At 60.6% G+C, this 19,629-nt stretch carries 20 protein-coding genes; 9 read left to right on the forward strand and 11 right to left on the reverse strand.

Translation table 11 applies throughout. From position 1 onward, the window contains the following. Positions 1-60: 60 nt before the first annotated feature. The gene (locus EJA71_RS02745; protein ID WP_158954097.1) at positions 61-780 is read right to left on the reverse strand and encodes a response regulator transcription factor; all 720 of its coding nucleotides are present in this window, start codon (positions 778-780) and stop codon (positions 61-63) included. A gap of 168 nt (positions 781-948) precedes the next feature. On the opposite strand from EJA71_RS02745, the gene EJA71_RS02750 reads away from it, so the two are divergent. Beyond that, a complete protein-coding gene (locus tag EJA71_RS02750) occupies positions 949-2,481 on the forward strand; it encodes a HAMP domain-containing sensor histidine kinase (RefSeq protein WP_158954099.1) in 1,533 nt (510 codons plus the stop codon). A gap of 168 nt (positions 2,482-2,649) precedes the next feature. Here EJA71_RS02750 and EJA71_RS02755 read toward each other — a convergent pair whose 3' ends face one another. The 4 genes from EJA71_RS02755 to glyQ all read right to left on the reverse strand — a co-directional run bounded on the left by EJA71_RS02755 (position 2,650) and on the right by glyQ (position 7,061). Next, positions 2,650-3,429, reverse strand: coding sequence for a 1-acyl-sn-glycerol-3-phosphate acyltransferase (locus EJA71_RS02755; RefSeq protein WP_158954101.1), 780 nt, complete (start codon positions 3,427-3,429; stop codon positions 2,650-2,652). 83 nt (positions 3,430-3,512) lie between these two features. Continuing rightward, the gene (gmhB, locus tag EJA71_RS02760) at positions 3,513-4,052 is read right to left on the reverse strand and encodes a D-glycero-beta-D-manno-heptose 1,7-bisphosphate 7-phosphatase (RefSeq protein WP_178113644.1); all 540 of its coding nucleotides are present in this window, start codon (positions 4,050-4,052) and stop codon (positions 3,513-3,515) included. Between the two features lie 4 nt (positions 4,053-4,056). Next, positions 4,057-6,111 (reverse strand): glycine--tRNA ligase subunit beta, encoded by a 2,055-nt coding sequence (gene glyS / locus EJA71_RS02765; RefSeq protein ID WP_158954105.1) that lies wholly within the window; start codon positions 6,109-6,111, stop codon positions 4,057-4,059. Further along, complete coding sequence (gene glyQ, locus EJA71_RS02770; protein ID WP_034152298.1) at positions 6,108-7,061, reverse strand: glycine--tRNA ligase subunit alpha; 954 nt, start codon at positions 7,059-7,061, stop codon at positions 6,108-6,110. The genes glyS and glyQ overlap by 4 nt, the downstream gene beginning before the upstream one ends. An 81-nt stretch (positions 7,062-7,142) precedes the next feature. Here glyQ and EJA71_RS02775 point away from each other — a divergent pair, with 81 nt between their 5' ends. The 3 genes from EJA71_RS02775 to EJA71_RS02785 all read left to right on the forward strand — a co-directional run bounded on the left by EJA71_RS02775 (position 7,143) and on the right by EJA71_RS02785 (position 8,941). After that, a complete protein-coding gene (locus EJA71_RS02775) occupies positions 7,143-7,700 on the forward strand; it encodes a DNA-3-methyladenine glycosylase I (RefSeq protein ID WP_158954107.1) in 558 nt (185 codons plus the stop codon). 40 nt (positions 7,701-7,740) lie between these two features. After that, the gene (locus EJA71_RS02780; RefSeq protein WP_008084359.1) at positions 7,741-8,628 is read left to right on the forward strand and encodes a lysophospholipid acyltransferase; all 888 of its coding nucleotides are present in this window, start codon (positions 7,741-7,743) and stop codon (positions 8,626-8,628) included. Between the two features lie 73 nt (positions 8,629-8,701). Continuing rightward, entirely contained in the window at positions 8,702-8,941 is a 240-nt protein-coding gene (locus EJA71_RS02785) for a PilZ domain-containing protein (protein WP_158954109.1), read from the forward strand. A 1-nt stretch (position 8,942) separates the two neighbouring features. Here the strand turns inward: EJA71_RS02785 and EJA71_RS02790 are convergent, their stop codons facing one another. The 5 genes from EJA71_RS02790 to def all read right to left on the reverse strand — a co-directional run bounded on the left by EJA71_RS02790 (position 8,943) and on the right by def (position 13,618). Next, the gene (locus EJA71_RS02790) at positions 8,943-9,236 is read right to left on the reverse strand and encodes a tetratricopeptide repeat protein (protein WP_178113645.1); all 294 of its coding nucleotides are present in this window, start codon (positions 9,234-9,236) and stop codon (positions 8,943-8,945) included. Positions 9,237-9,388: 152 nt separating this feature from the next. Beyond that, on the reverse strand, positions 9,389-10,765 hold the full coding sequence (trkA, locus tag EJA71_RS02795) for a Trk system potassium transporter TrkA (protein ID WP_158954113.1): 1,377 nt from the start codon (positions 10,763-10,765) through the stop codon (positions 9,389-9,391). A gap of 22 nt (positions 10,766-10,787) precedes the next feature. Then, positions 10,788-12,098 (reverse strand): 16S rRNA (cytosine(967)-C(5))-methyltransferase RsmB, encoded by a 1,311-nt coding sequence (rsmB, locus tag EJA71_RS02800; RefSeq protein WP_158954115.1) that lies wholly within the window; start codon positions 12,096-12,098, stop codon positions 10,788-10,790. Next, positions 12,095-13,054, reverse strand: coding sequence for a methionyl-tRNA formyltransferase (gene fmt, locus EJA71_RS02805; RefSeq protein WP_158954117.1), 960 nt, complete (start codon positions 13,052-13,054; stop codon positions 12,095-12,097). The genes rsmB and fmt overlap by 4 nt, the downstream gene beginning before the upstream one ends. Before the next feature lie 57 nt (positions 13,055-13,111). Then, positions 13,112-13,618 carry a peptide deformylase gene (gene def, locus EJA71_RS02810; RefSeq protein ID WP_064116564.1) on the reverse strand — a complete coding sequence of 169 codons (507 nt, stop codon included), beginning with the start codon at positions 13,616-13,618 and terminating at the stop codon, positions 13,112-13,114. 160 nt (positions 13,619-13,778) lie between these two features. Between def and EJA71_RS02815 the strand changes: the two genes are divergently transcribed. The 3 genes from EJA71_RS02815 (at position 13,779) to EJA71_RS02825 (ending at position 16,598) form a co-directional block, all read left to right on the forward strand. Continuing rightward, entirely contained in the window at positions 13,779-14,804 is a 1,026-nt protein-coding gene (locus EJA71_RS02815) for a LysM peptidoglycan-binding domain-containing protein (protein ID WP_158954119.1), read from the forward strand. Between the two features lie 80 nt (positions 14,805-14,884). After that, positions 14,885-15,985, forward strand: coding sequence for a DNA-processing protein DprA (gene dprA, locus EJA71_RS02820; RefSeq protein WP_158954121.1), 1,101 nt, complete (start codon positions 14,885-14,887; stop codon positions 15,983-15,985). Between the two features lie 55 nt (positions 15,986-16,040). Then, on the forward strand, positions 16,041-16,598 hold the full coding sequence (locus tag EJA71_RS02825) for an L-threonylcarbamoyladenylate synthase (RefSeq protein ID WP_158954124.1): 558 nt from the start codon (positions 16,041-16,043) through the stop codon (positions 16,596-16,598). An 88-nt stretch (positions 16,599-16,686) separates the two neighbouring features. Here the strand turns inward: EJA71_RS02825 and EJA71_RS02830 are convergent, their stop codons facing one another. Then, a complete protein-coding gene (locus tag EJA71_RS02830) occupies positions 16,687-17,664 on the reverse strand; it encodes an NADPH:quinone reductase (protein ID WP_158954125.1) in 978 nt (325 codons plus the stop codon). Positions 17,665-17,813: 149 nt separating this feature from the next. Between EJA71_RS02830 and hemF the strand changes: the two genes are divergently transcribed. Together hemF and aroE are read left to right on the forward strand one after the other, a co-directional pair. Next, positions 17,814-18,728 (forward strand): oxygen-dependent coproporphyrinogen oxidase, encoded by a 915-nt coding sequence (hemF, locus tag EJA71_RS02835; protein ID WP_158954127.1) that lies wholly within the window; start codon positions 17,814-17,816, stop codon positions 18,726-18,728. Between the two features lie 9 nt (positions 18,729-18,737). Then, positions 18,738-19,559 carry a shikimate dehydrogenase gene (gene aroE / locus EJA71_RS02840; protein WP_158954129.1) on the forward strand — a complete coding sequence of 274 codons (822 nt, stop codon included), beginning with the start codon at positions 18,738-18,740 and terminating at the stop codon, positions 19,557-19,559. The last annotated feature ends 70 nt before the right edge of the window (positions 19,560-19,629 follow it).

The following is a 19,629-nucleotide window of genomic DNA, read 5'->3' on the forward strand; positions in this document are numbered from 1 at the left end:
CTGCGGCAGCTCCTACAGAAATCGGTGTAGGAGCTGCCGAAGGCTGCGATCTTTTGATCTTTACTCGGAGGCTGCAGAAACACTCTCCAACCGATACCCATACCCATAAATCGTCAGCAACTGCCAACCCCGATCCGCCGTCAGCCCCAGCTTGTTGCGCAGACGATAGATATGCGTATCCAGCGGTCGTGACGACGCGATTTCCTCGTGTGGCCAAAACCGCTCATACAGATAATCCCGCGACAACGGTCGGCCGAGATTGCTGAACAGACACCGCGCCAGTCGATACTCGCGTTCAGTCATGACAATCGGCTTGCCTTCGCGAGTGACGGTCAGTTCGGCGTCGTCGAAGGTCAAGTCGTTGAAGCTCAGCACTTCCGTCGCCGCCGCACGTTGCTGGCTGTGCCGACGCAGCACGGCGGTGACTCGCGCTTTCAGTTCGTTTGGCCGAAACGGTTTGCTCACATAATCATCAGCCCCCGCATTCAACGCCTGCACGATGTCACTCTCCCCATCGCGACTGGTCAGCATGATCGCCGCGGGTGGCGCTTCCATATGCTCGCGAGTCCAGCGCAGCAGGGCCAGGCCGGTGAGGTCGGGCAGTTGCCAGTCGAGGATCAGCAGGTCGAAGGTTTCCCGACGCAATTGCCGCAGCAGGTCCTCACCGCGTTCGAAGCTGTGCAGTGACCACGGCTGCTCGCCGGCATCGGCCATTTGCTGCAGGGTTTGCTCGACCCGGCGCAGTTCGGCGGGTTCGTCGTCCAGTATCGCAACGCGCATTCGCGATGATTCCTTGTTGCTTGGGCAGTTGGGCGTCAACCATAGTCGCTTGATCATCGCCTTGAAAGTAAGCAGCCCGCCATTGGTCGACGTCCGCTATGATTCTTCGGTCTACGTCTCAGACCTGTGGCCTATGAAACCATTCACACTGCCCTGCCCTTTTTCCTCATGAACCATGATCGTCGGCGGGAAAGCCGAGAACCGAGTCAGGTGCAGCGCCTGTTTCGTCAGTTGGTGCGCGAGTGGTTGTGGATAAGTCTAGTGCTGTTGCCGCTGACTGCACTGCTGTCTTATCGCGCGCAAATCAACTTGCACGATGCAACTCCGCCATCAGGCGCATTGTTATCGGTTGTCATGGTGGCTGGCATTCTCGGGCTGCTGCTCTGGCGTCCGCGATGGGCGCTGTGGATTACGTTGATCGGCATGGCCTGCGCGCTGCTCGCCAGTGCCGGCTTAGCTGAGATGCGCCGTTGGTGGTCGCCAACACCGGCGGTGTTGGGCATGTTGTTCGGTTATCTGATCTGGAACTGGCGGCGCCTGAGCGTGGTGCTGACCTATTTCGGTTGGGAACTGGCGCGGCTCGACAGCGAACCGAAGGTGTTCCCCGAACGCCGTCGCTCGCAATTCACCGGCGCTGATCGTTTGCAGGGCCAGATCATGGCGCTTGAGCAGGCCATGAGCCGAACCCGCGATACCCGGCGTTTCATCGCCGATGGTCTGGAGTACCTGCCTGTCGCTACGCTGATCAGTGATCCCAAGGGCCAGATCCTGCTGGGTAACCGCAAGGCTCGCGCGCTGTTCGATGACCCTCTGGTGGGCGACGATGTGCTGGGTCAGCTCGCCCGTATCGGCTATCCGGAATTATCCACAGACCAGCGCCCGCCATTGTCCGCCCTGCCTCTATTGGAGTTTCGCGATGATAAGGAGCGCAGTTTGCGTCTGGAACGTGCTGCGCTGCTGCCGGTTGACGGCGACACGCCGATTGGCTGGCTGTTGAGCCTGACCGACCTCAGCGCTGAACGTGCGGCCGAGGAGCAACGTAGCGTGTTACTGCGCTTTCTTTCCCACGACTTGCGCGCTCCGCATTCAGCGATCCTCGCCCTGCTCGACGTCCATCGTCACCAAGAGGGGGCTGATGGACCATTGTTCGATCAGATTGAACGGCAGGTGCGCCGCGCGCTGGATCTGACCGATGGGTTTGTTCTGCTGGCGCGGGCCGAATCCGAGGCTTACCACTTTCAGCCGACGCTGTTCGCGATGTTGGTGCTGGACGTGATGGATCAGGCGTTGCCCATTGCCCAGCAAAAACGCATCGAACTGCTGCATGACATGGACGAGCCATCCCAGGAGTGCCTGATCAGTGCTGACCAAGGCCTACTGACCCGCGCTCTATTCAATCTGCTGGAAAACGCGATCAAGTACAGCCCGGCTGACACCACGATAGAGCTGCGTGTCAGCTGCGGCGAAGAATGGCTGTGCTGTGAGCTGACCGATCAGGGTAAAGGCATCGCTGCCGAAGAACTGCCTGATCTGTTCACCCAGTACCGGCGCTTTTCCTCTGCCCAAGGCATCGATGGCGTGGGGCTGGGCCTGTCGATGGTCAAAGCGGTGGTGGATCACCATGGCGGCATTATCGAATGCCGCAGCGTGGTCGATCACGGCACCACGTTCCTGCTTGAAATACCGCTGATCCCCGAGTGAACAGGCACAAAAAAACCGGCTATATCAGCCGGTTTTTTTACATCCGAAAAAAACTTATGCACGTTTTACAAGGTTTTATGAGCTTGAGAAATATATAAGCAGATCAATCACTTAAGATAAAAATTCAGGCATTTTCAACAAAACCGTACACAGGTTATCCACAAAATGTCAGGCCGGCACTTGTTCATCTGCAACGGGTGCCTGCGGGGACGGTGGCAGCGAGCCCATTTCACGCTGAGTCTTCTCGTTCCAGGCTTGCACGCGGTCGTTCAACTCGGCGATGGCGCGCGGGCCAGTGCCTTCGGCATACATCGGTTCACCGATCACCACGGTGATCACTCCAGACTTCTTGCCCCAGCCGACTTTCGGCCAGAACTTGCCAGCATTGTGTGCAATCGGCAGTACCGGAAGCGCCGCATTTACCGCCAAAGCGCTGCCACTGCGGGAGAACTTGCCGACAGTGCCGAAAGGAACGCGTGTGCCTTCCGGAAAGATCAGCACCCAGACATTGTCCTTGAGCAGCTCATCACCTTTGGCCGCGACTTGTTTCAACGCAGCCTTCGGGTTGTCGCGGTCAATCGCGATCGGTCGCAGCATGGCCATGGCCCAGCCGAAGAACGGCACGTACAGCAGTTCGCGTTTGAGCACTTGGCTCAACGGCGAGAAATAAGCGGAGAGAAAGAATGTCTCCCAGGTGCTCTGGTGGTTCGACTGAATCACGCAGGGCCGGTCAGGTACGTTTTGCGCACCTTTGATTTCGTAACGGATACCGAGAAACACCTTGGTCAACCACAAGGCGCAACGGCACCAGTACACGTTGATAAACCGATATCGCGCCTTGAACGGCAGAAACGGCGCGATAAAAAAACTCAAGCTGCACCACAGCAGGGAGGTGGTGCCCAGCAGCAGGTAAAAGAGAAAAATTCTGATGGCCCGCAGTATCGACATAGTGACGTTTACCGTTACGGGGCAATGCCCGAGTGTTCAAGCGCACTCCCGATCAATCCCTGGTCAGGAATTTCAGAAGTACTCTAGTTGTGGATAAGTTCTGCGGCAATCGCCGCCAGATCGTCAAAAATCAGAGTGCCAACCGGCAGGGTTTTGCCCTGAGTCTTTTCGCCTTTTCCGGTCTTTACCAAAACTGGCTGTGAGTCGACGGCTTTGGCGGCCTCCAGGTCACCAAGGCTGTCGCCGACGAACCAGACATTGGCAAGCGTGACGTGGTAATGCGCCGCGATGGTTTTCAACATCCCCGGTTTCGGCTTGCGGCAATCGCAGCCTTCGTCCGGCCCATGCGGGCAATACACGATCAGCCCGACCTCACCGCCCTGTTCCGCCACCAGCTCGCGCAAGCGCGTGTGCATGGCATCGAGGGTGGCGAGGTCGTAATAGCCGCGAGCAATGCCCGACTGGTTGGTGGCGACCGCCACCGTCCAGCCGGCCTTGCTCAACTGCGCAATCGCTTCGATCGAGCCGGGCAACGGAATCCACTCCGCCACTGACTTGATGTAAGCGTCGGAGTCGTAATTGATCACTCCGTCCCGATCGAGAATCAGCAGTTTCAACAGCAATCCCTCAACCCAGCAGCGAGATGTCGGCAACACCGAGGAACAGGCCACGCAGACGCGCCAGCAGCGCGTAACGGTTGGCCCGCACATTGGCGTCGTCGGCATTGACCATCACCGCGTCGAAGAACGCATCCACCGGCTCACGCAATGCCGCCAGGCGGGCCAGCGATTCGTTGTACTGACGCGCTGCCGCCATCGGCTGTACAGCCTGATCCGCTTGCTGGATCGCCGAGTACAGCGAGAACTCGTTGGCGTTGTCGAAGTACTTGGCTTGCACCTCGGTCGGCACCGAACCTTCGACTTTGCTCAACAGGTTCGATACACGCTTGTTTACCGCTGCCAACGCTGCCGCTTCCGGCAATTTGCGGAAGGCTTGCACCGCTTGTACACGTTGATCGAAGTCCAGCGCAGAACCCGGCTTCAGGGCACGAACCGACAGGTAGGTGGCCACGTCAACGCCTTCGTCTTCGTAACGCGCACGCAGGCGGTCGAAGATGAATTCCAGCACGGACTCGTTGAGGCCGGCAGCCTTGACCTTGGCACCGAACGCATTCACGGCGAAAGCCACGGCGTCGTTCAGGTCCAGATCGAGCTTCTTCTCGATCAGGATACGCAGCACGCCAAGTGCCGCACGGCGCAGGGCATACGGGTCTTTGCTGCCGGTTGGCAGCATGCCGATACCGAAGATACCGACCAGGGTGTCGAGCTTGTCAGCGATGGCAACGGCTGCACCGGTCAGGGTCGCTGGCAGTTCTGCACCGGCACCGCGTGGCATGTACTGCTCGTTCAGCGCCAGCGCGACATCTTCCGGCTCGCCATCATTGAGGGCGTAGTAATAACCGGCGACACCTTGCATCTCCGGGAACTCGCCGACCATTTCGGTGGCCAGGTCGCACTTCGACAGCAGGCCTGCACGGGCAGCCCACGAGGCGTTGCCGCCAATGCGTGCGGCGATGTACGCAGCCAGTTTCGATACGCGTTCGGCCTTGTCGTAGACGCTGCCGAGTTTTTCCTGGAACACCACGTTTTTCAGGCGATCGTTGAAAGCTTCGAGCTTCTGCTTCTTGTCTTGCTTGAAGAAAAACTCGGCGTCGGTCAGGCGTGGGCGAACCACTTTTTCGTTACCGGCGATGATCTGCTGCGGGTCTTTGCTTTCGATGTTGGCCACAGTGATGAAACGTGGCAGCAACTTGCCGTCGGCATCCAGCAGGCAGAAGTACTTCTGGTTGTCCTGCATGGTGGTGATCAGCGCTTCTTGCGGCACGTCGAGGAAACGTTCCTCGAACGAGCACACCAGCGGCACCGGCCATTCAACCAGCGCGGTCACTTCGTCGAGCAGTGCCGGCGGAACGATTGCCGTGCCTTCCTGACGGGTGGCCAGCTCTTCGGTACGCTTGCTGATGATTTCGCGACGCTCATTGGCATCGGCGAGTACGTAAGCGGCACGCAGGTCGGCGAGGTAGCTCGATGGCGAACCGATGCGCACGCTTTCCGGGTGATGGAAACGGTGACCACGGGAGTCACGGCCAGCCTTCTGCGCGAGGATGGTGCAATCGATGACCTGGTCACCGAGCAGCATTACCAGCCATTGGGTCGGACGCACGAACTCTTCCTTGCGCGCCCCCCAACGCATGCGTTTCGGGATCGGCAGGTCGTTCAGCGAATCTTCGACGATGGTTGGCAGCAGGCTCGCGGTCGGCTTGCCGGCGATGCTCTGGCTGTAACGCAGTTTCGGGCCGCTCTGGTCGATTTCGCTCAGATCGACGCCGCACTTCTTGGCGAAACCCAGTGCTGCTTGCGTTGGATTACCTTCAGCGTCGAACGCGGCCTGACGTGGCGGGCCGTCGAGGTTGATGCTGCGATCCGGTTGCTGGGTGGCCAGCGCGGTGATCAGCACAGCCAGACGACGCGGCGCGGCGTAGACGGTTTTAGTCTCGTAGCTCAGGCCAGCGGCTTGCAGGCCCTTGTCGATACCGGCGAGGAACGCCTCAGCCAAGGTGTTCAGGGCTTTCGGTGGCAGTTCTTCGGTGCCCAGTTCAACCAGAAAATCTTGCGCACTCATTGTGCAGCCTCCAGCTTGGCCAGTACTTCGTCACGCAGGTCCGGGGTCGCCATCGGGAAGCCCAGCTTGGCGCGCGCCAGCAGGTAGGCTTGCGCAACGGAACGCGCCAGGGTGCGTACGCGCAGAATGTATTGCTGACGCGCGGTCACCGAGATCGCCCGGCGCGCATCCAGCAGGTTGAAGGTGTGCGAGGCCTTCAACACCATTTCGTAGCTCGGCAACGGCAGCGGCTGGTCGAGTTCGATCAGGCGCTTGGCTTCGCCTTCATAGAAGTCGAACAGTTCGAACAGTTTGTCGACGTTGGCGTGTTCGAAGTTGTAAGTGGACTGCTCCACTTCGTTCTGGTGGAACACGTCGCCGTAGGTGACTTTGCCCATCGGGCCGTCAGCCCAGACCAGGTCGTAGACCGAATCCACGCCTTGCAGGTACATGGCCAGACGCTCGAGACCGTATGTGATCTCGCCGGTCACCGGGTAGCACTCGATGCCGCCCGCCTGCTGGAAGTAAGTGAACTGAGTCACTTCCATACCGTTCAGCCAGACTTCCCAGCCCAGACCCCAGGCGCCGAGGGTCGGCGATTCCCAGTTGTCTTCGACGAAGCGGATGTCGTGAACCAGTGGGTCCAGACCGACATGCTTGAGGGAGCCCAGGTACAGTTCCTGGAAGTTGTCCGGGTTCGGCTTGAGCACGACCTGGAACTGATAGTAGTGCTGCAGACGGTTCGGGTTTTCGCCGTAACGGCCGTCAGTCGGACGGCGGCTTGGCTGCACGTAAGCGGCGTTCCAGGTTTCCGGGCCGATGGCACGGAGGAAGGTCGCGGTGTGGAAAGTGCCGGCGCCTACTTCCATATCGTAGGGCTGAAGTACCACACAACCTTGCTCGGCCCAGTATTGCTGGAGCGCGAGGATCAAGTCTTGGAAGGTACGCACGGCTGGCGTAGGCTGGCTCACGAAATTCACCTGTTTCTTGGGCTGCGATTTAAAGAGCGGGAGTATACCCGATTCATTGCTGCGCACGCCCCCTGGAGCCTTATGCCACGCTGCTTTTGGTGTACCGAAGATCCGCTGTACATGGCTTATCACGACCAGGAGTGGGGCACGCCGCTACGCGATGCGCAGGGTTTGTTCGAGTTGCTTTTGCTCGAAGGGTTCCAGGCCGGGTTGTCGTGGATCACCGTGTTGCGCAAACGCGAGCGTTATCGCGAGGTGCTGTTCGGCTTCGACGTACAGCGCGTCGCGCAGATGAGCGATGCCGAAATCGACGAATTGATGCTCGATCCGGGAATCATCCGCAACCGCCTCAAACTCAACGCCGCCCGGCGCAATGCCCAGGCCTGGCTGGCGCTGGAGGATCCGGTGGCCTTTCTCTGGTCGTTCGTCAACGACCAACCGATCATCAATCATTTCAAGGATCGCAGCGAAGTCCCGGCGATCACCCCCGAAGCGCTGGCGATGAGCAAAGCCCTGAAAAAGGCCGGGTTCACGTTCGTCGGACCGACCATTTGCTACGCGCTGATGCAGGCCTCGGGCATGGTCATGGATCACACCCAGGACTGCGACCGCTACGCGCAGCTCGCCATCGGCGGTTAGAATGGCCGCCTCGCGCACCGCACAAGATCAGGAGTGACCTGTGGAAAAGTTTAAAGGCGCCTTGCTGGTAGGCGCTCTGCGGCTGTTTGCCCTCCTGCCATGGCGGGCCGTGCAGGCCGTCGGTTCGGCGATCGGCTGGATCATGTGGAAAACCCCCAACCGCTCCCGCGACGTGGTGCGGATCAACCTCGCCAAATGTTTTCCACAGATGGATCCGGCCGAACGTGAGCGTCTGGTCGGGCAGAGCCTGAAAGACATCGGCAAGTCGCTGACCGAAAGCGCCTGCGCGTGGATCTGGCCGGCGCAGCGTTCCATCGATCTGGTACGCGAAGTCGAAGGCCTCGACGTACTGAAAGACGCCTTGGCCTCGGGCAAAGGCGTGGTCGGCATCACCAGCCACCTCGGCAACTGGGAAGTGCTCAACCACTTCTATTGCAGCCAGTGCAAACCGATCATTTTCTATCGTCCGCCGAAGCTCAAGGCTGTGGATGAATTGCTGCGCAAACAGCGCGTGCAACTGGGCAACAAGGTCGCTGCTTCCACCAAGGAAGGCATTCTCAGCGTCATCAAGGAAGTGCGCAAAGGTGGTGCAGTGGGCATCCCCGCTGACCCGGAACCGGCCGAATCCGCCGGGATCTTCGTGCCGTTCTTCGCCACTCAGGCACTGACGAGCAAATTCGTACCGAACATGCTCGCCGGTGGCAAAGCGGTTGGCGTGTTCCTGCATGCGCTGCGCCTGCCCGACGGTTCTGGCTACAAAGTGATCCTCGAAGCGGCGCCCGAAGCCATGTACAGCACCGATACTGCCGAATCCTGCGCGGCGATGAGCAAAGTCGTCGAGCGTTATGTCGCGGCGTATCCGAGCCAGTATATGTGGAGCATGAAGCGCTTCAAAAAACGTCCACCGGGCGAAGAGCGCTGGTATTGAACTGATTGGCATGATCTGTGGATAACCTCACTGGTAAGGTTATCCACAACCGTTCATCAAAGGGCGCAACAAGATGTCCGAACAACGCAAATCCTTCCGCATCAAGATCACCCACGACAGCTTCGGCGAATGCCTCGGGCAGACGCGCAACCTGTCGCCTACCGGGGTGTTTGTGCAGCATCCGATCTTGGCATCGTTACCCAAAGGTGCGGTGGTCTATGGCCAGGTGCAGGGTTTACCCACAGGCGCACCAAGCGTACGAATGGAAGTGGTGACGGTGGATGCCGACGGGATCGGTCTTCGTTACCTCTGAATCACTGCGCCTGACGATCGAGCTTCTTCAGAAACACGGTCATTTCCTTCTCGGCCTGCTTGTCGCCATGGGCACGGGCCGCTTCCAGACCTTGTTCCCATGCCTGGCGTGCCGCGGCGACGTCGCCCAGCGCCAGCTGCGCCTTGCCCAACAATTTCCACGCCGCTGAATACTTCGGGTCGAAACCGACACAGCGCTGGAAATGCTCGGCGGCCTTGGCGTTTTCGCCCAGATCCAGATAGCCCTTACCCAGACCGAAGCGCAAAAGGGAGTTATCCACACCCTTGGCGAGCATTTTTTCCAGGGATTCGAGCACTTTTACACCCTCGTTTCAGTGATCGTTCCCACGCTCTGCGTGGGAATGCCTCTATGGACGCTCTGCGTCCGCTCTTGGGACGCAGAGCGTCCCGGGCTGCATTCCCACGCGGAGCGTGGGAATGATCAACCTCAGAAAAAGCTCAACCCCACATGGAACAGCTTCTCCACATCGCGAATATGCTTTTTATCCACAAGGAACAGAATCACATGGTCGCCCGCTTCGATCACTGTGTCGTCGTGGGCGATGATCACTTGTGCATTGCGGATCACCGCGCCAATCGTGGTGCCCGGTGGCAGGCCGATCTTTTCGATAGGCTTGCCGATGACCTTGCTCGACTTCGCATCCCCGTGGGCAATCGCCTCGATGGCTTCCGCTGCACCGCGCCGCAATGAGTGCACGCTGACGATATCGCCACGGCGCACGTGGGCCAGCAACGTGCCGATGGTCGCCAGTTGCGGGCTGATAGCGATGTCGATGTCACCACCCTGAATCAGGTCGACGTAGGCCGGGTTGTTGATGATCGTCATGACCTTCTTCGCCCCCAGCCGTTTCGCCAGCAGCGATGACATGATGTTGGCTTCGTCGTCGTTGGTAAGCGCGAGGAAGATGTCGGCGTCGGCGATGTTCTCTTCCAGCAGCAGGTCGCGGTCGGACGCGCTGCCCTGTAACACCACGGTGCTGTCGAGGGTGTCGGAGAGATAGCGGCAGCGCGCCGGGCTCATCTCGATGATCTTCACCTGATAGCGACTTTCGATAGCCTCGGCCAGACGCTCGCCGATCTGCCCGCCGCCCGCAATGACGATGCGCTTGTAGGTTTCGTCGAGACGGCGCATTTCGCTCATCACCGCGCGAATATTCTCACGGGCAGCGATGAAGAAGACTTCGTCATCGGCCTCGATCACCGTGTCGCCCTGCGGCAGGATCGGCCGGTCACGGCGGAAAATCGCTGCCACGCGGGTTTCGACATTCGGCATGTGTTCGCGCAACTGGCGCAGTTGCTGACCCACCAGCGGCCCGCCGTAATAGGCACGCACCGCCACCAGTTGCGCCGCACCTTCAGCGAAGTCGATCACCTGCAACGCACCGGGATGCTGGATCAGACGCTTGATGTAGTTGGTCACCACTTGCTCGGGGCTGATCAGCACGTCGACCGGAATCGCTTCGTTCTGGAAGAGCTGTTCCTCGCGATTGAGGTAGGACGCTTCGCGCACCCGGGCGATCTTGGTCGGGGTGTGGAACAGCGTGTGGGCGACCTGGCAGGCGACCATGTTGGTCTCGTCGCTGTTGGTTACCGCCACCAGCATGTCGGCGTCGTCGGCACCGGCCTGACGCAGCACCGACGGCAGCGAGCCACGGCCCTGTACGGTACGAATATCGAGGCGGTCGCCGAGGTCGCGCAGGCGTTCGCCGTCGGTGTCGACCACCGTGATGTCGTTGGCTTCACTGGCCAAATGCTCGGCCAGCGAACCGCCGACCTGTCCCGCACCGAGGATGATGATTTTCATCCAGTCACTCCGTTGAATCCGTTTAGCCGCGCGCGGCAGCGATCTTGATCAGCTTGGCGTAGTAGAACCCATCATGCCCACCCTGCTGGGCCAGCAATTGGCGACCATGGGGCTGTTTGATCCCGGCGCTAGTGGCCAGATCCAGTTCACGGGCGCCGGGGGTGCGCTCAAGGAACGCGGCGATGACTTCGGTGTTCTCGGTTGGCAACGTCGAGCAGGTGGCGTACAGCAGGATGCCGCCGACTTCGAGGGTTTTCCACATGGCGTCGAGCAACTCGCCTTGCAGTTGCGCGAGGGCGACGATGTCGTCCGGCTGACGGGTCAGCTTGATGTCCGGGTGACGACGAATCACGCCAGTGGCCGAGCACGGCGCGTCGAGCAGGATGCGCTGGAACGGTTTGCCGTCCCACCACTTCTCGGTATCGCGACCGTCGGCGGCGATCAATTCGGCGTTCAGACCGAGGCGCTCAAGGTTCTCTTTGACCCGCACCAGACGCTTGGCCTCCAGATCCACCGCGACTACGCCGGCCAGCGCCGGTTCGGCTTCGAGGATGTGGCAGGTCTTGCCGCCGGGGGCGCAGCAGGCGTCGAGCACGCGTTGGCCCGGCGCCAGATCGAGCAGGTCGGCGGCCAGTTGCGCGGCTTCATCCTGCACGCTGATCCAGCCCTCGGCGAAACCCGGCAGACTGCGCACGTCGGCAGCAGCTTCGAGGATGATGCCGTCGCGGCTGTACACGCACGGTGTTGCAGCGATTCCCGCTTCAGTCAGCAGACCGAGGTAAGCGTCGCGGCTGTGGTGTCGGCGATTGACCCGCAGGATCATCGGCGGATGCGCGTTGTTCGCTTCGCAGATGGCTTCCCACTGTTCTGGCCAGAAGGCTTTCAGGGATTTTTGCAGCCAGCGCGGGTGGGCGGTGCGCACCACCGGATCACGTTCCAGCTCGGCGAAAATCGTTTCGCTTTCGCGCTGGGCGTTACGCAGCACGGCGTTGAGCAAACCTTTGGCCCAAGGCTTTTTCAGCTTGTCGGCGCAACCGACGGTCTCGCCGATGGCGGCGTGGGCCGGCACGCGGGTGTAGAGCAATTGGTAGAGACCGACCAGCAGCAGCGCTTCGACATCGGCGTCGGCAGCCTTGAACGGTTTCTGCAGGAGTTTCTCGGCCAGCGCCGACAGGCGTGGCTGCCAGCGCGCGGTGCCGAAGGCCAGATCCTGCGTGAAACCGCGATCGCGATCCTCGACCTTGTCCAGTTGCGTCGGCAGGGAGCTGTTCAGCGAGGCTTTGCCGCTGAGCACGGCGGCGAGTGCCTTGGCGGCGGCCAGACGCGGATTCATTGCGCGTCCACCGCTGCGCCGAGGATGGTGCCGACGGCGAATTTCTCGCGACGGCTGTTGAACAGATCGCTGAAGTTCAGCGCCTTGCCGCCCGGCAATTGCAGGCGGGTCAGGCACAGCGCTTGTTCGCCGCACGCGACGACCAGGCCGTCCTTGCTGGCGCTGAGAATTTCACCCGGCGCGCCTTTACCGTCAGCGATGGTTGCCGCCAGTACTTTCAGCGCTTCACCGTTGAGGGTGCTATGGGTGATCGGCCATGGATTGAAGGCGCGCACCAGTCGTTCCAGCTCAATCGCCGGGCGACTCCAGTCGATGCGTGCTTCGTCTTTGTTCAGCTTGTGCGCGTAGGTGGCGAGTTCATCGTTCTGCACTTCGCCTTCCAGCGTGCCGGCGGCCAGACCGGCAATTGCTTGCACCACGGCCGGTGGGCCCATCTCGGCGAGACGGTCGTGCAGGCTGCCGCCAGTGTCTTCGCCAGTGATCGGGGTGACGACCTTAAGCAGCATCGGCCCGGTGTCGAGGCCGGCTTCCATACGCATCACGGTCACGCCGCTCTCGGCATCACCGTGTTCCACGGCGCGTTGAATTGGCGCCGCACCGCGCCAGCGTGGCAGCAACGACGCGTGACTGTTGATGCAACCCAGACGTGGAATATCCAGCACCACGTGCGGCAGGATCAGGCCGTAGGCGACCACCACCAGCAAGTCCGGTTGCAGCGCGGCTAGTTCAGCCTGAGCCTCAGGGTTGCGCAAAGTCGGCGGCTGCAACACCTGGATATTATTTTCCAACGCTAACTGTTTAACCGGGCTCGGCATCAGTTTTTGCCCGCGACCGGCCGGACGATCCGGTTGGGTGTAGACCGCAACGATCTCGTGAGGGCTGCTCAGCAGGGCCTTGAGGTGCTCGGCGGCGAATTCCGGGGTGCCGGCAAAAACGATGCGCAGTGGCTCAGTCATGAAGGGAGTCTCATAAAAAGAAAAAGGCTTGCCGCAGCAAGCCTTTGAAGAGGGGCATCAAGCGTTCTGGCGGTGCTGCTTTTCCAGTTTCTTCTTGATCCGGTCGCGTTTGAGCGTGGACAGGTAATCGACGAACAATTTGCCATTAAGGTGGTCGCATTCGTGCTGGATGCACACCGCGAGCAGGCCTTCGGCGATCAGTTCATAGGGCTTGCCGTCGCGGTCCAGCGCCTTGATCTTGACCTTTTGCGGACGATCGACGTTTTCGTAGAAACCCGGCACCGACAGGCAGCCTTCCTGGTATTGCTCCATTTCTTCGGTCAGCGATTCGAACTCGGGGTTGATGAACACCCGTGGCTCGGTGCGGTCTTCGGAAAGGTCCATCACGACGATACGTTTGTGCACGTTGACCTGGGTCGCGGCAAGGCCGATGCCCGGCGCTTCATACATTGTTTCAAACATGTCATCGACCAACTGACGCACTTCGTCGTCCACTACAGCCACAGGCTTGGCGATAGTGCGCAGACGCGGGTCCGGGAATTCGAGGATGTTTAAAATGGCCATAGGCTTTGATTGCTGCACACGTTGAGTAAAGTCGGGCGATGGCCTGGCAGGTCCGAAGATGCAGGCTACCGTTGTGAAGCGTAGCTTGTGCATTTTGCACAAGCGAGCCACGGGGGCTCTGACGGTTCACGCGAATGCACATGATAAAGGGATTCACTGCATGAGGAAAACACTACTCGCCCTGCTGCTGTTGGCTTCGGCTGGCGTGGCGCAAGGGCAAGTGCAACTCAGGGAAGGTTTTCCACAGCAATACACGGTGGTTTCGGGGGACACACTCTGGGACATATCCGGCAAATACCTGCGCGAGCCCTGGCAGTGGCCACAGCTGTGGCGGGCCAATCCGCAAATCGAAAACCCCAACCTGATCTATCCCGGCGACACGCTGACCCTCAGCTACGTCAACGGCCAGCCACAGCTGATGCTCAATCGCGGCGCGTCGCGGGGCACCATCAAGCTCTCGCCACGGATCCGCACCAGCCCGGTGGCCGAGGCGATTCCGAGCATTCCGCTGAAATCGATCAACAGTTTCTTGCTGAGCAACCGCATCGTCGACAAGGCCGAGGACTTCGACAAGGCACCGTACATCGTCGCCGGCGATGCCGAACGCGTACTCAGCGGCACTGGCGACCGCATTTTCGCCCGCGGCCATTTCGATCCGAATCAACCGGTCTATGGCATCTTCCGTCAGGGCAAGGTCTACACCGATCCCGAGACCAAGGAGTTTCTCGGGATCAACGCCGATGACATCGGTGGCGGGGAAATCGTCGCCACCGAAGGCGATGTCGCCACCCTCGCCCTGCAACGCACCACCCAGGAAGTGCGCCTCGGTGACCGCTTGTTCAGCGGCGAAGAGCGTTCGATCAACTCGACCTTCATGCCCAGCGCACCGACCAGCAAGATCAACGGCGTGATCATCGACGTGCCGCGTGGTGTCACCCAGATCGGCGTGATGGACGTGGTCACCTTGAACAAGGGCAAGCGCGATGGTCTGGCCGAAGGCAACGTGCTGGTGGTGATGAAAACCGGCGAAACCGTGCGCGATCGCATTACTGGTCAACCGTTGAAGATTCCCGATGAACGCGCCGGTTTGCTGATGGTGTTCCGCACCTACGACAAACTCAGCTACGGCCTCGTGCTCAACGCATCGCGCTCGCTGGCGGTGCTCGACAAGGTGCGAAATCCGTAAGCAAGCTTCACAAGTTACCAACAGAGTTATCCACAGCTTGTTCCGAATGGTTCGGGGCTTATAACGGTCAAGGATGATCCATGATGATGTCTGCCTGTACACCGCTTTCCCCGGCGGAACTGGAAGCGCGCCTGCGCCTGCACCGCTTGCCGGAAATCGGCCCCAAGCGTTTTAGCAAATTGCTCGAAGCCTTTGGCTCGGCCTCGAAAGCCATCAGCGCCCCGGCCAGCGCCTGGCGCTCCCTGGGCATGCCGGCGGCGAGTGCCGACGCACGGCGTTGCCCTGAAGTACGCGATGGCGCCAGCCACGCAATGCGCTGGCTAGAGCGCCCGGAGCATCATTTGTTGATGTGGGATCAGCCGGATTACCCGGCGCTGCTGGCGCAGATTCCCGATCCGCCACCCCTGTTGTTCGTGGCCGGCGATCCACTGATTCTGGAAAATCCGCAACTGGCGATGGTCGGTAGTCGCCGTGCTTCGCGTCCGGGGATGGACACGGCGGCAGCGTTTTCCCGCAGCCTCGCTGGGGCCGGTTTTGTCATTAACAGTGGTTTGGCGCTGGGCATTGATGCCGCTGCGCATCAGGCCGCGCTCGATGTGGGTGGGTTAACGGTTGGCGTGCTCGGCACTGGGCTGGAAAATTTTTATCCACAGCGCAATCGACGGCTAGCTGACGCGATGATTGCCTCTGGCAGCGCGGTGGTTTCGGAATTTCCCCTGGACGCCGGGCCGACGGCGAGCAACTTCCCACGGCGTAACCGGATCATCAGCGGTTTGTCCCTCGGCGTGCTGGTGGTCGAGGCCAGCGTCGCCAGTGGTTCTCTGATCACGGCAAGGCTGGCGGCAGAACAGGGGCGCGAGGTGTATGCAATTCCCGGCTCCATCCATCACCCCGGCGCACGCGGTTGTCACCAGTTGATTCGTGACGGCGCGGTGCTGGTGGAAACCATCGAACACATCCTCGAAGCGTTGCGTGGCTGGCAGCATTTACCCTTGTCCACAGACACACCCAAAGCCGATCACCCCTTGCTCGCCCTGCTCCACGCCGCGCCGCACACCAGCGAAGCGTTGGCCGACAGCAGCGGCTGGGCGCTGCCCAAAGTGCTGGCGGCGCTCACCGAGCTGGAAATGGATGGCCGCGCCGCGTGTGAAAACGGTCGCTGGTTGGCCAGGACGAGCTAGGTTTTACAAGGAAGATCGGTAAACTGCGCGAAACCTGTTTGCGGAGAGTTTTTTCATGGTCAACAGTTGGCGTGTGCAACAAGCCGCACGAGAGATTCGCGCCGGGGCGGTGATTGCCTATCCAACCGAAGCCGTCTGGGGGCTGGGTTGCGACCCGTGGAACGAAGAAGCGGTCGATCGCTTGTTGGCGATCAAGAATCGCTCGGTGGTCAAAGGGCTGATTCTGGTTGCCGACAATATTCGCCAGTTCGACTTCCTGTTCGAAGACTTCCCGCAAGAGTGGATCGACCGCATGGCCAGCACCTGGCCGGGGCCGAACACTTGGCTGGTGCCGCATCAGGGCCTGTTGCCGGAATGGGTGACGGGCATGCACGACACCGTGGCGCTGCGCGTCAGCGATCATCCGCAGGTGCGGGACTTGTGTTCGATGGTCGGGCCGTTGATTTCGACCTCGGCCAACCCACAGGGACGCCCGGCGGCGCGCACGCGGTTGCGCGTCGAGCAGTATTTCCGTGGGCAGATTGATCTGGTGCTGGGCGGGGAATTGGGTGGGCGCAAGAATCCGAGCCTGATTCGTGATCTGGCCACGGGCAACATCGTGCGCCCGGCTTAAGACCGCGTCGCTTCCATCGCGAGCAGGCTCACTCCTACATTTGGAATGCGTTCCCTTGTAGGAGTGAGCCTGCTCGCGATGGGGCCAATCAAGGCATCAGAATGGTCGAACCTGTGGTGCGACGAGCCGACAACTCGGTCTGGGCTTTGGCCGCCTCAGCCAGTGAATAGCGCTGACTGATATCAACCTTCAACTTGCCACTGATGATCATCTCGAACAGCTCATCGGCCATTCGCTGCAAATTCTCAGCGTTATTGGCATAAGTCGCCAAGGTCGGTCGGGTCACGTACAGCGAGCCCTTCGCCGAGAGAATCCCCAGATTCACCCCGTCCACCGCGCCCGAAGCATTACCGAAACTGACCACCAGACCGCGCGGCGCAACGCTGTCCAGCGACGTCAGCCAGGTGTCTTTGCCCACACCGTCGTAAACCACCGGGACTTTCTTGCCGTCAGTCAGCGCCAGTACACGCTCGGCAACGTTTTCGTGGCTGTAATCGATGGTCGCCCAAGCGCCGTTGGCCTTGGCCAGCTCAGCTTTTTCTTTGGAGCTGACGGTGCCGATCAACTTCACGCCCAAGGCCTTGGCCCATTGGCAGGCCAGCGAACCGACACCCCCGGCAGCGGCGTGGAACAAAATGGTTTCGCCACCTTTCAGTTCATAGGTCTGGCGCAGCAGATATTGCACGGTGAGGCCTTTGAGCATCACCCCGGCAGCGGTTTCGAAACTGATTTCATCCGGCAGGTGCACCAGATTCGCTTCGGGCAGTACGTGCTGTTCGCTGTAAGCACCCAACGGGCCGCTGCCGTAGGCAACGCGATCACCGACCTTGAAGCGGGTCACGCCGCTGCCGACTGCGTCCACTACGCCCGCACCTTCGGCACCGAGGCCAGACGGCAACGCGGGCGGCGCATACAGACCGCTGCGGAAATAGGTGTCGATGAAGTTCAGGCCAATCGCCTTGTTGGCCACGCGCACTTGATTGGGGCCGGGCGCGGCGGGTTCGTAGTCAACATATTCGAGCACTTCGGGGCCGCCGTGGGCGCGGAACTGGATACGCTTTGCCATCTGCCTGCTCTCCTTGGGTCTTTCGTGAGCCCCCTATCCAACTCCCATGCTTGATCTTCGTCAACTGCGGCGCGCCAGTCTGCGGTGGTATGCTACGCGCCCATTTGCGTCGCCCGCCTGCGGGGCGCCGCCCGATTCAAGGTGAAGCCATGACGACCCGCACCGACGCCGTAAAGGCCTATCTGCTCGACCTGCAAGACCGCATCTGCGCCGTACTCGAACTCGAAGACGGCGGCACGCGCTTCGTCGAAGACGCCTGGACCCGGCCTGCTGGCGGCGGCGGTCGCACCCGCGTGATCGAGAACGGCACGCTGATCGAAAAGGGTGGCGTCAATTTTTCCCACGTCTTCGGCAGCGGCCTGCCACCGTCGGCCAGCGCTCACCGCCCGGAACTGGCCGGTCGCGGTTTCGAAGCCCTCGGCGTGTCGCTGGTGATTCACCCCCACAATCCGCATGTGCCAACGTCCCACGCCAATGTGCGCTTTTTCATCGCCGAAAAGGAAGGTGAAGAAGCGGTCTGGTGGTTCGGCGGCGGCTTCGACCTGACACCGTATTACGGCAAGGAAGAAGACTGCGTCCACTGGCACCGCGTTGCTCAACAGGCTTGCGCGCCATTTGGGCCGGACGTCTACTCGCGCTACAAAGCCTGGTGCGACACCTACTTCCACATCAAGCATCGTCACGAGCCGCGCGGCATCGGCGGTCTGTTCTTCGACGACCTGAACGAGTGGGACTTCGACACCAGTTTCGCTTTCATGCGCGCTATCGGCGACGCCTACATCGACGCGTATCTGCCGATTGTGCAACGGCGCAAACACGATGCTTTCACCGCGCAGCAGCGTGAGTTCCAGGAATTCCGCCGTGGCCGCTATGTCGAGTTCAACCTGGTGTATGACCGTGGCACGCTGTTCGGCCTGCAATCGGGCGGGCGTACCGAATCGATTCTGATGTCGCTGCCGCCGCAAGTGCGTTGGAGTTACGACTGGAAGGCCGAGCCCGGCAGCGAGGAAGCGCGCTTGACCGAGTACTTCCTGCAAGACCGCGATTGGTTGGCCGAGGCCTGAGGATTTCTGATGGATCGTTACGTCGTTTTCGGTAACCCGATCGGCCACAGCAAATCGCCGATGATTCACAAACTGTTCGCTGAGCAGACCGGCCAGAGCCTCGACTACAGCACTTTGCTGGCGCCGCTCGACGATTTTTCCGGCTGCGCCACGGCGTTTTTCCAGGAAGGTCGCGGCGCCAACGTCACCGTGCCGTTCAAGGAAGACGCCTATCGTTTGGCCAACAGCCTGACTGCCCGCGCACAACGCGCCGGCGCGGTGAACACCTTGAGCAAATTGGCTGACGGCTCCTTGCTCGGCGACAACACCGACGGCGCCGGGCTGGTGCGGGATCTGACGGTGAACGCCGGTTTCAGCCTGAGCGGCAAACGCATCCTGTTGCTGGGTGCTGGCGGTGCAGTGCGTGGGGCGCTGGAGCCGTTGCTGGCGGAACAACCGGCGTCGGTGATCATCGCCAATCGCACGGTGGACAAGGCTGAGCTGCTGGCGGAATTGTTCTGCGATCTGGGGCCGGTATCGGCCAGTGGTTTCGACTGGTTGCGCGAGCCGGTGGACGTGATCATCAACGCTACGTCGGCGAGCCTCACCGGTGATGTGCCGCCGATTGCGCCGAGCCTGATCGAGCCGGGTAAAACCCTGTGCTACGACATGATGTACGGCAAGGAACCGACGGCGTTTTGCCGCTGGGCCAGCGAGCATGGCGCTGCGGTGTCGATGGATGGTTTGGGGATGCTCGCCGAGCAGGCGGCTGAGGCGTTCTTTTTGTGGCGTGGTGTGCGCCCCAACACGGCGCCAGTACTGGCCGAACTGCGCCGCCAACTGGCGCAATAATCCTTGTAGGAGTGAGCCTGCTCGCGATAGCGGAGTGTCAGTTGATAAGGTTTTATCTGACACTCCGCTA

This window comes from Pseudomonas sp. PB106, assembly GCF_009764645.1.
Lineage (GTDB): Bacteria > Pseudomonadota > Gammaproteobacteria > Pseudomonadales > Pseudomonadaceae > Aquipseudomonas.

What these genes read in the sequence shown, in the direction of transcription:
- EJA71_RS02825 (WP_158954124.1), top strand. Translation starts at nt 16,041, where the DNA reads ATGGTCAACAGTTGGCGTGTGCAACAAGCCGCACGAGAGATTCGCGCC.
- EJA71_RS02775 (WP_158954107.1), top strand. Translation starts at nt 7,143, where the DNA reads ATGCCACGCTGCTTTTGGTGTACCGAAGATCCGCTGTACATGGCTTAT.
- trkA (WP_158954113.1), bottom strand. Translation starts at nt 10,765, where the DNA reads ATGAAAATCATCATCCTCGGTGCGGGACAGGTCGGCGGTTCGCTGGCC.
- EJA71_RS02815 (WP_158954119.1), top strand. Translation starts at nt 13,779, where the DNA reads ATGAGGAAAACACTACTCGCCCTGCTGCTGTTGGCTTCGGCTGGCGTG.
- glyS (WP_158954105.1), bottom strand. Translation starts at nt 6,111, where the DNA reads ATGAGTGCGCAAGATTTTCTGGTTGAACTGGGCACCGAAGAACTGCCA.
- EJA71_RS02830 (WP_158954125.1), bottom strand. Translation starts at nt 17,664, where the DNA reads ATGGCAAAGCGTATCCAGTTCCGCGCCCACGGCGGCCCCGAAGTGCTC.
- rsmB (WP_158954115.1), bottom strand. Translation starts at nt 12,098, where the DNA reads ATGAATCCGCGTCTGGCCGCCGCCAAGGCACTCGCCGCCGTGCTCAGC.
- dprA (WP_158954121.1), top strand. Translation starts at nt 14,885, where the DNA reads ATGATGATGTCTGCCTGTACACCGCTTTCCCCGGCGGAACTGGAAGCG.
- EJA71_RS02745 (WP_158954097.1), bottom strand. Translation starts at nt 780, where the DNA reads ATGCGCGTTGCGATACTGGACGACGAACCCGCCGAACTGCGCCGGGTC.
- fmt (WP_158954117.1), bottom strand. Translation starts at nt 13,054, where the DNA reads ATGACTGAGCCACTGCGCATCGTTTTTGCCGGCACCCCGGAATTCGCC.
- aroE (WP_158954129.1), top strand. Translation starts at nt 18,738, where the DNA reads ATGGATCGTTACGTCGTTTTCGGTAACCCGATCGGCCACAGCAAATCG.
- hemF (WP_158954127.1), top strand. Translation starts at nt 17,814, where the DNA reads ATGACGACCCGCACCGACGCCGTAAAGGCCTATCTGCTCGACCTGCAA.
- EJA71_RS02750 (WP_158954099.1), top strand. Translation starts at nt 949, where the DNA reads ATGAACCATGATCGTCGGCGGGAAAGCCGAGAACCGAGTCAGGTGCAG.
- EJA71_RS02755 (WP_158954101.1), bottom strand. Translation starts at nt 3,429, where the DNA reads ATGTCGATACTGCGGGCCATCAGAATTTTTCTCTTTTACCTGCTGCTG.
- def (WP_064116564.1), bottom strand. Translation starts at nt 13,618, where the DNA reads ATGGCCATTTTAAACATCCTCGAATTCCCGGACCCGCGTCTGCGCACT.
- EJA71_RS02785 (WP_158954109.1), top strand. Translation starts at nt 8,702, where the DNA reads ATGTCCGAACAACGCAAATCCTTCCGCATCAAGATCACCCACGACAGC.
- EJA71_RS02790 (WP_178113645.1), bottom strand. Translation starts at nt 9,236, where the DNA reads ATGCTCGCCAAGGGTGTGGATAACTCCCTTTTGCGCTTCGGTCTGGGT.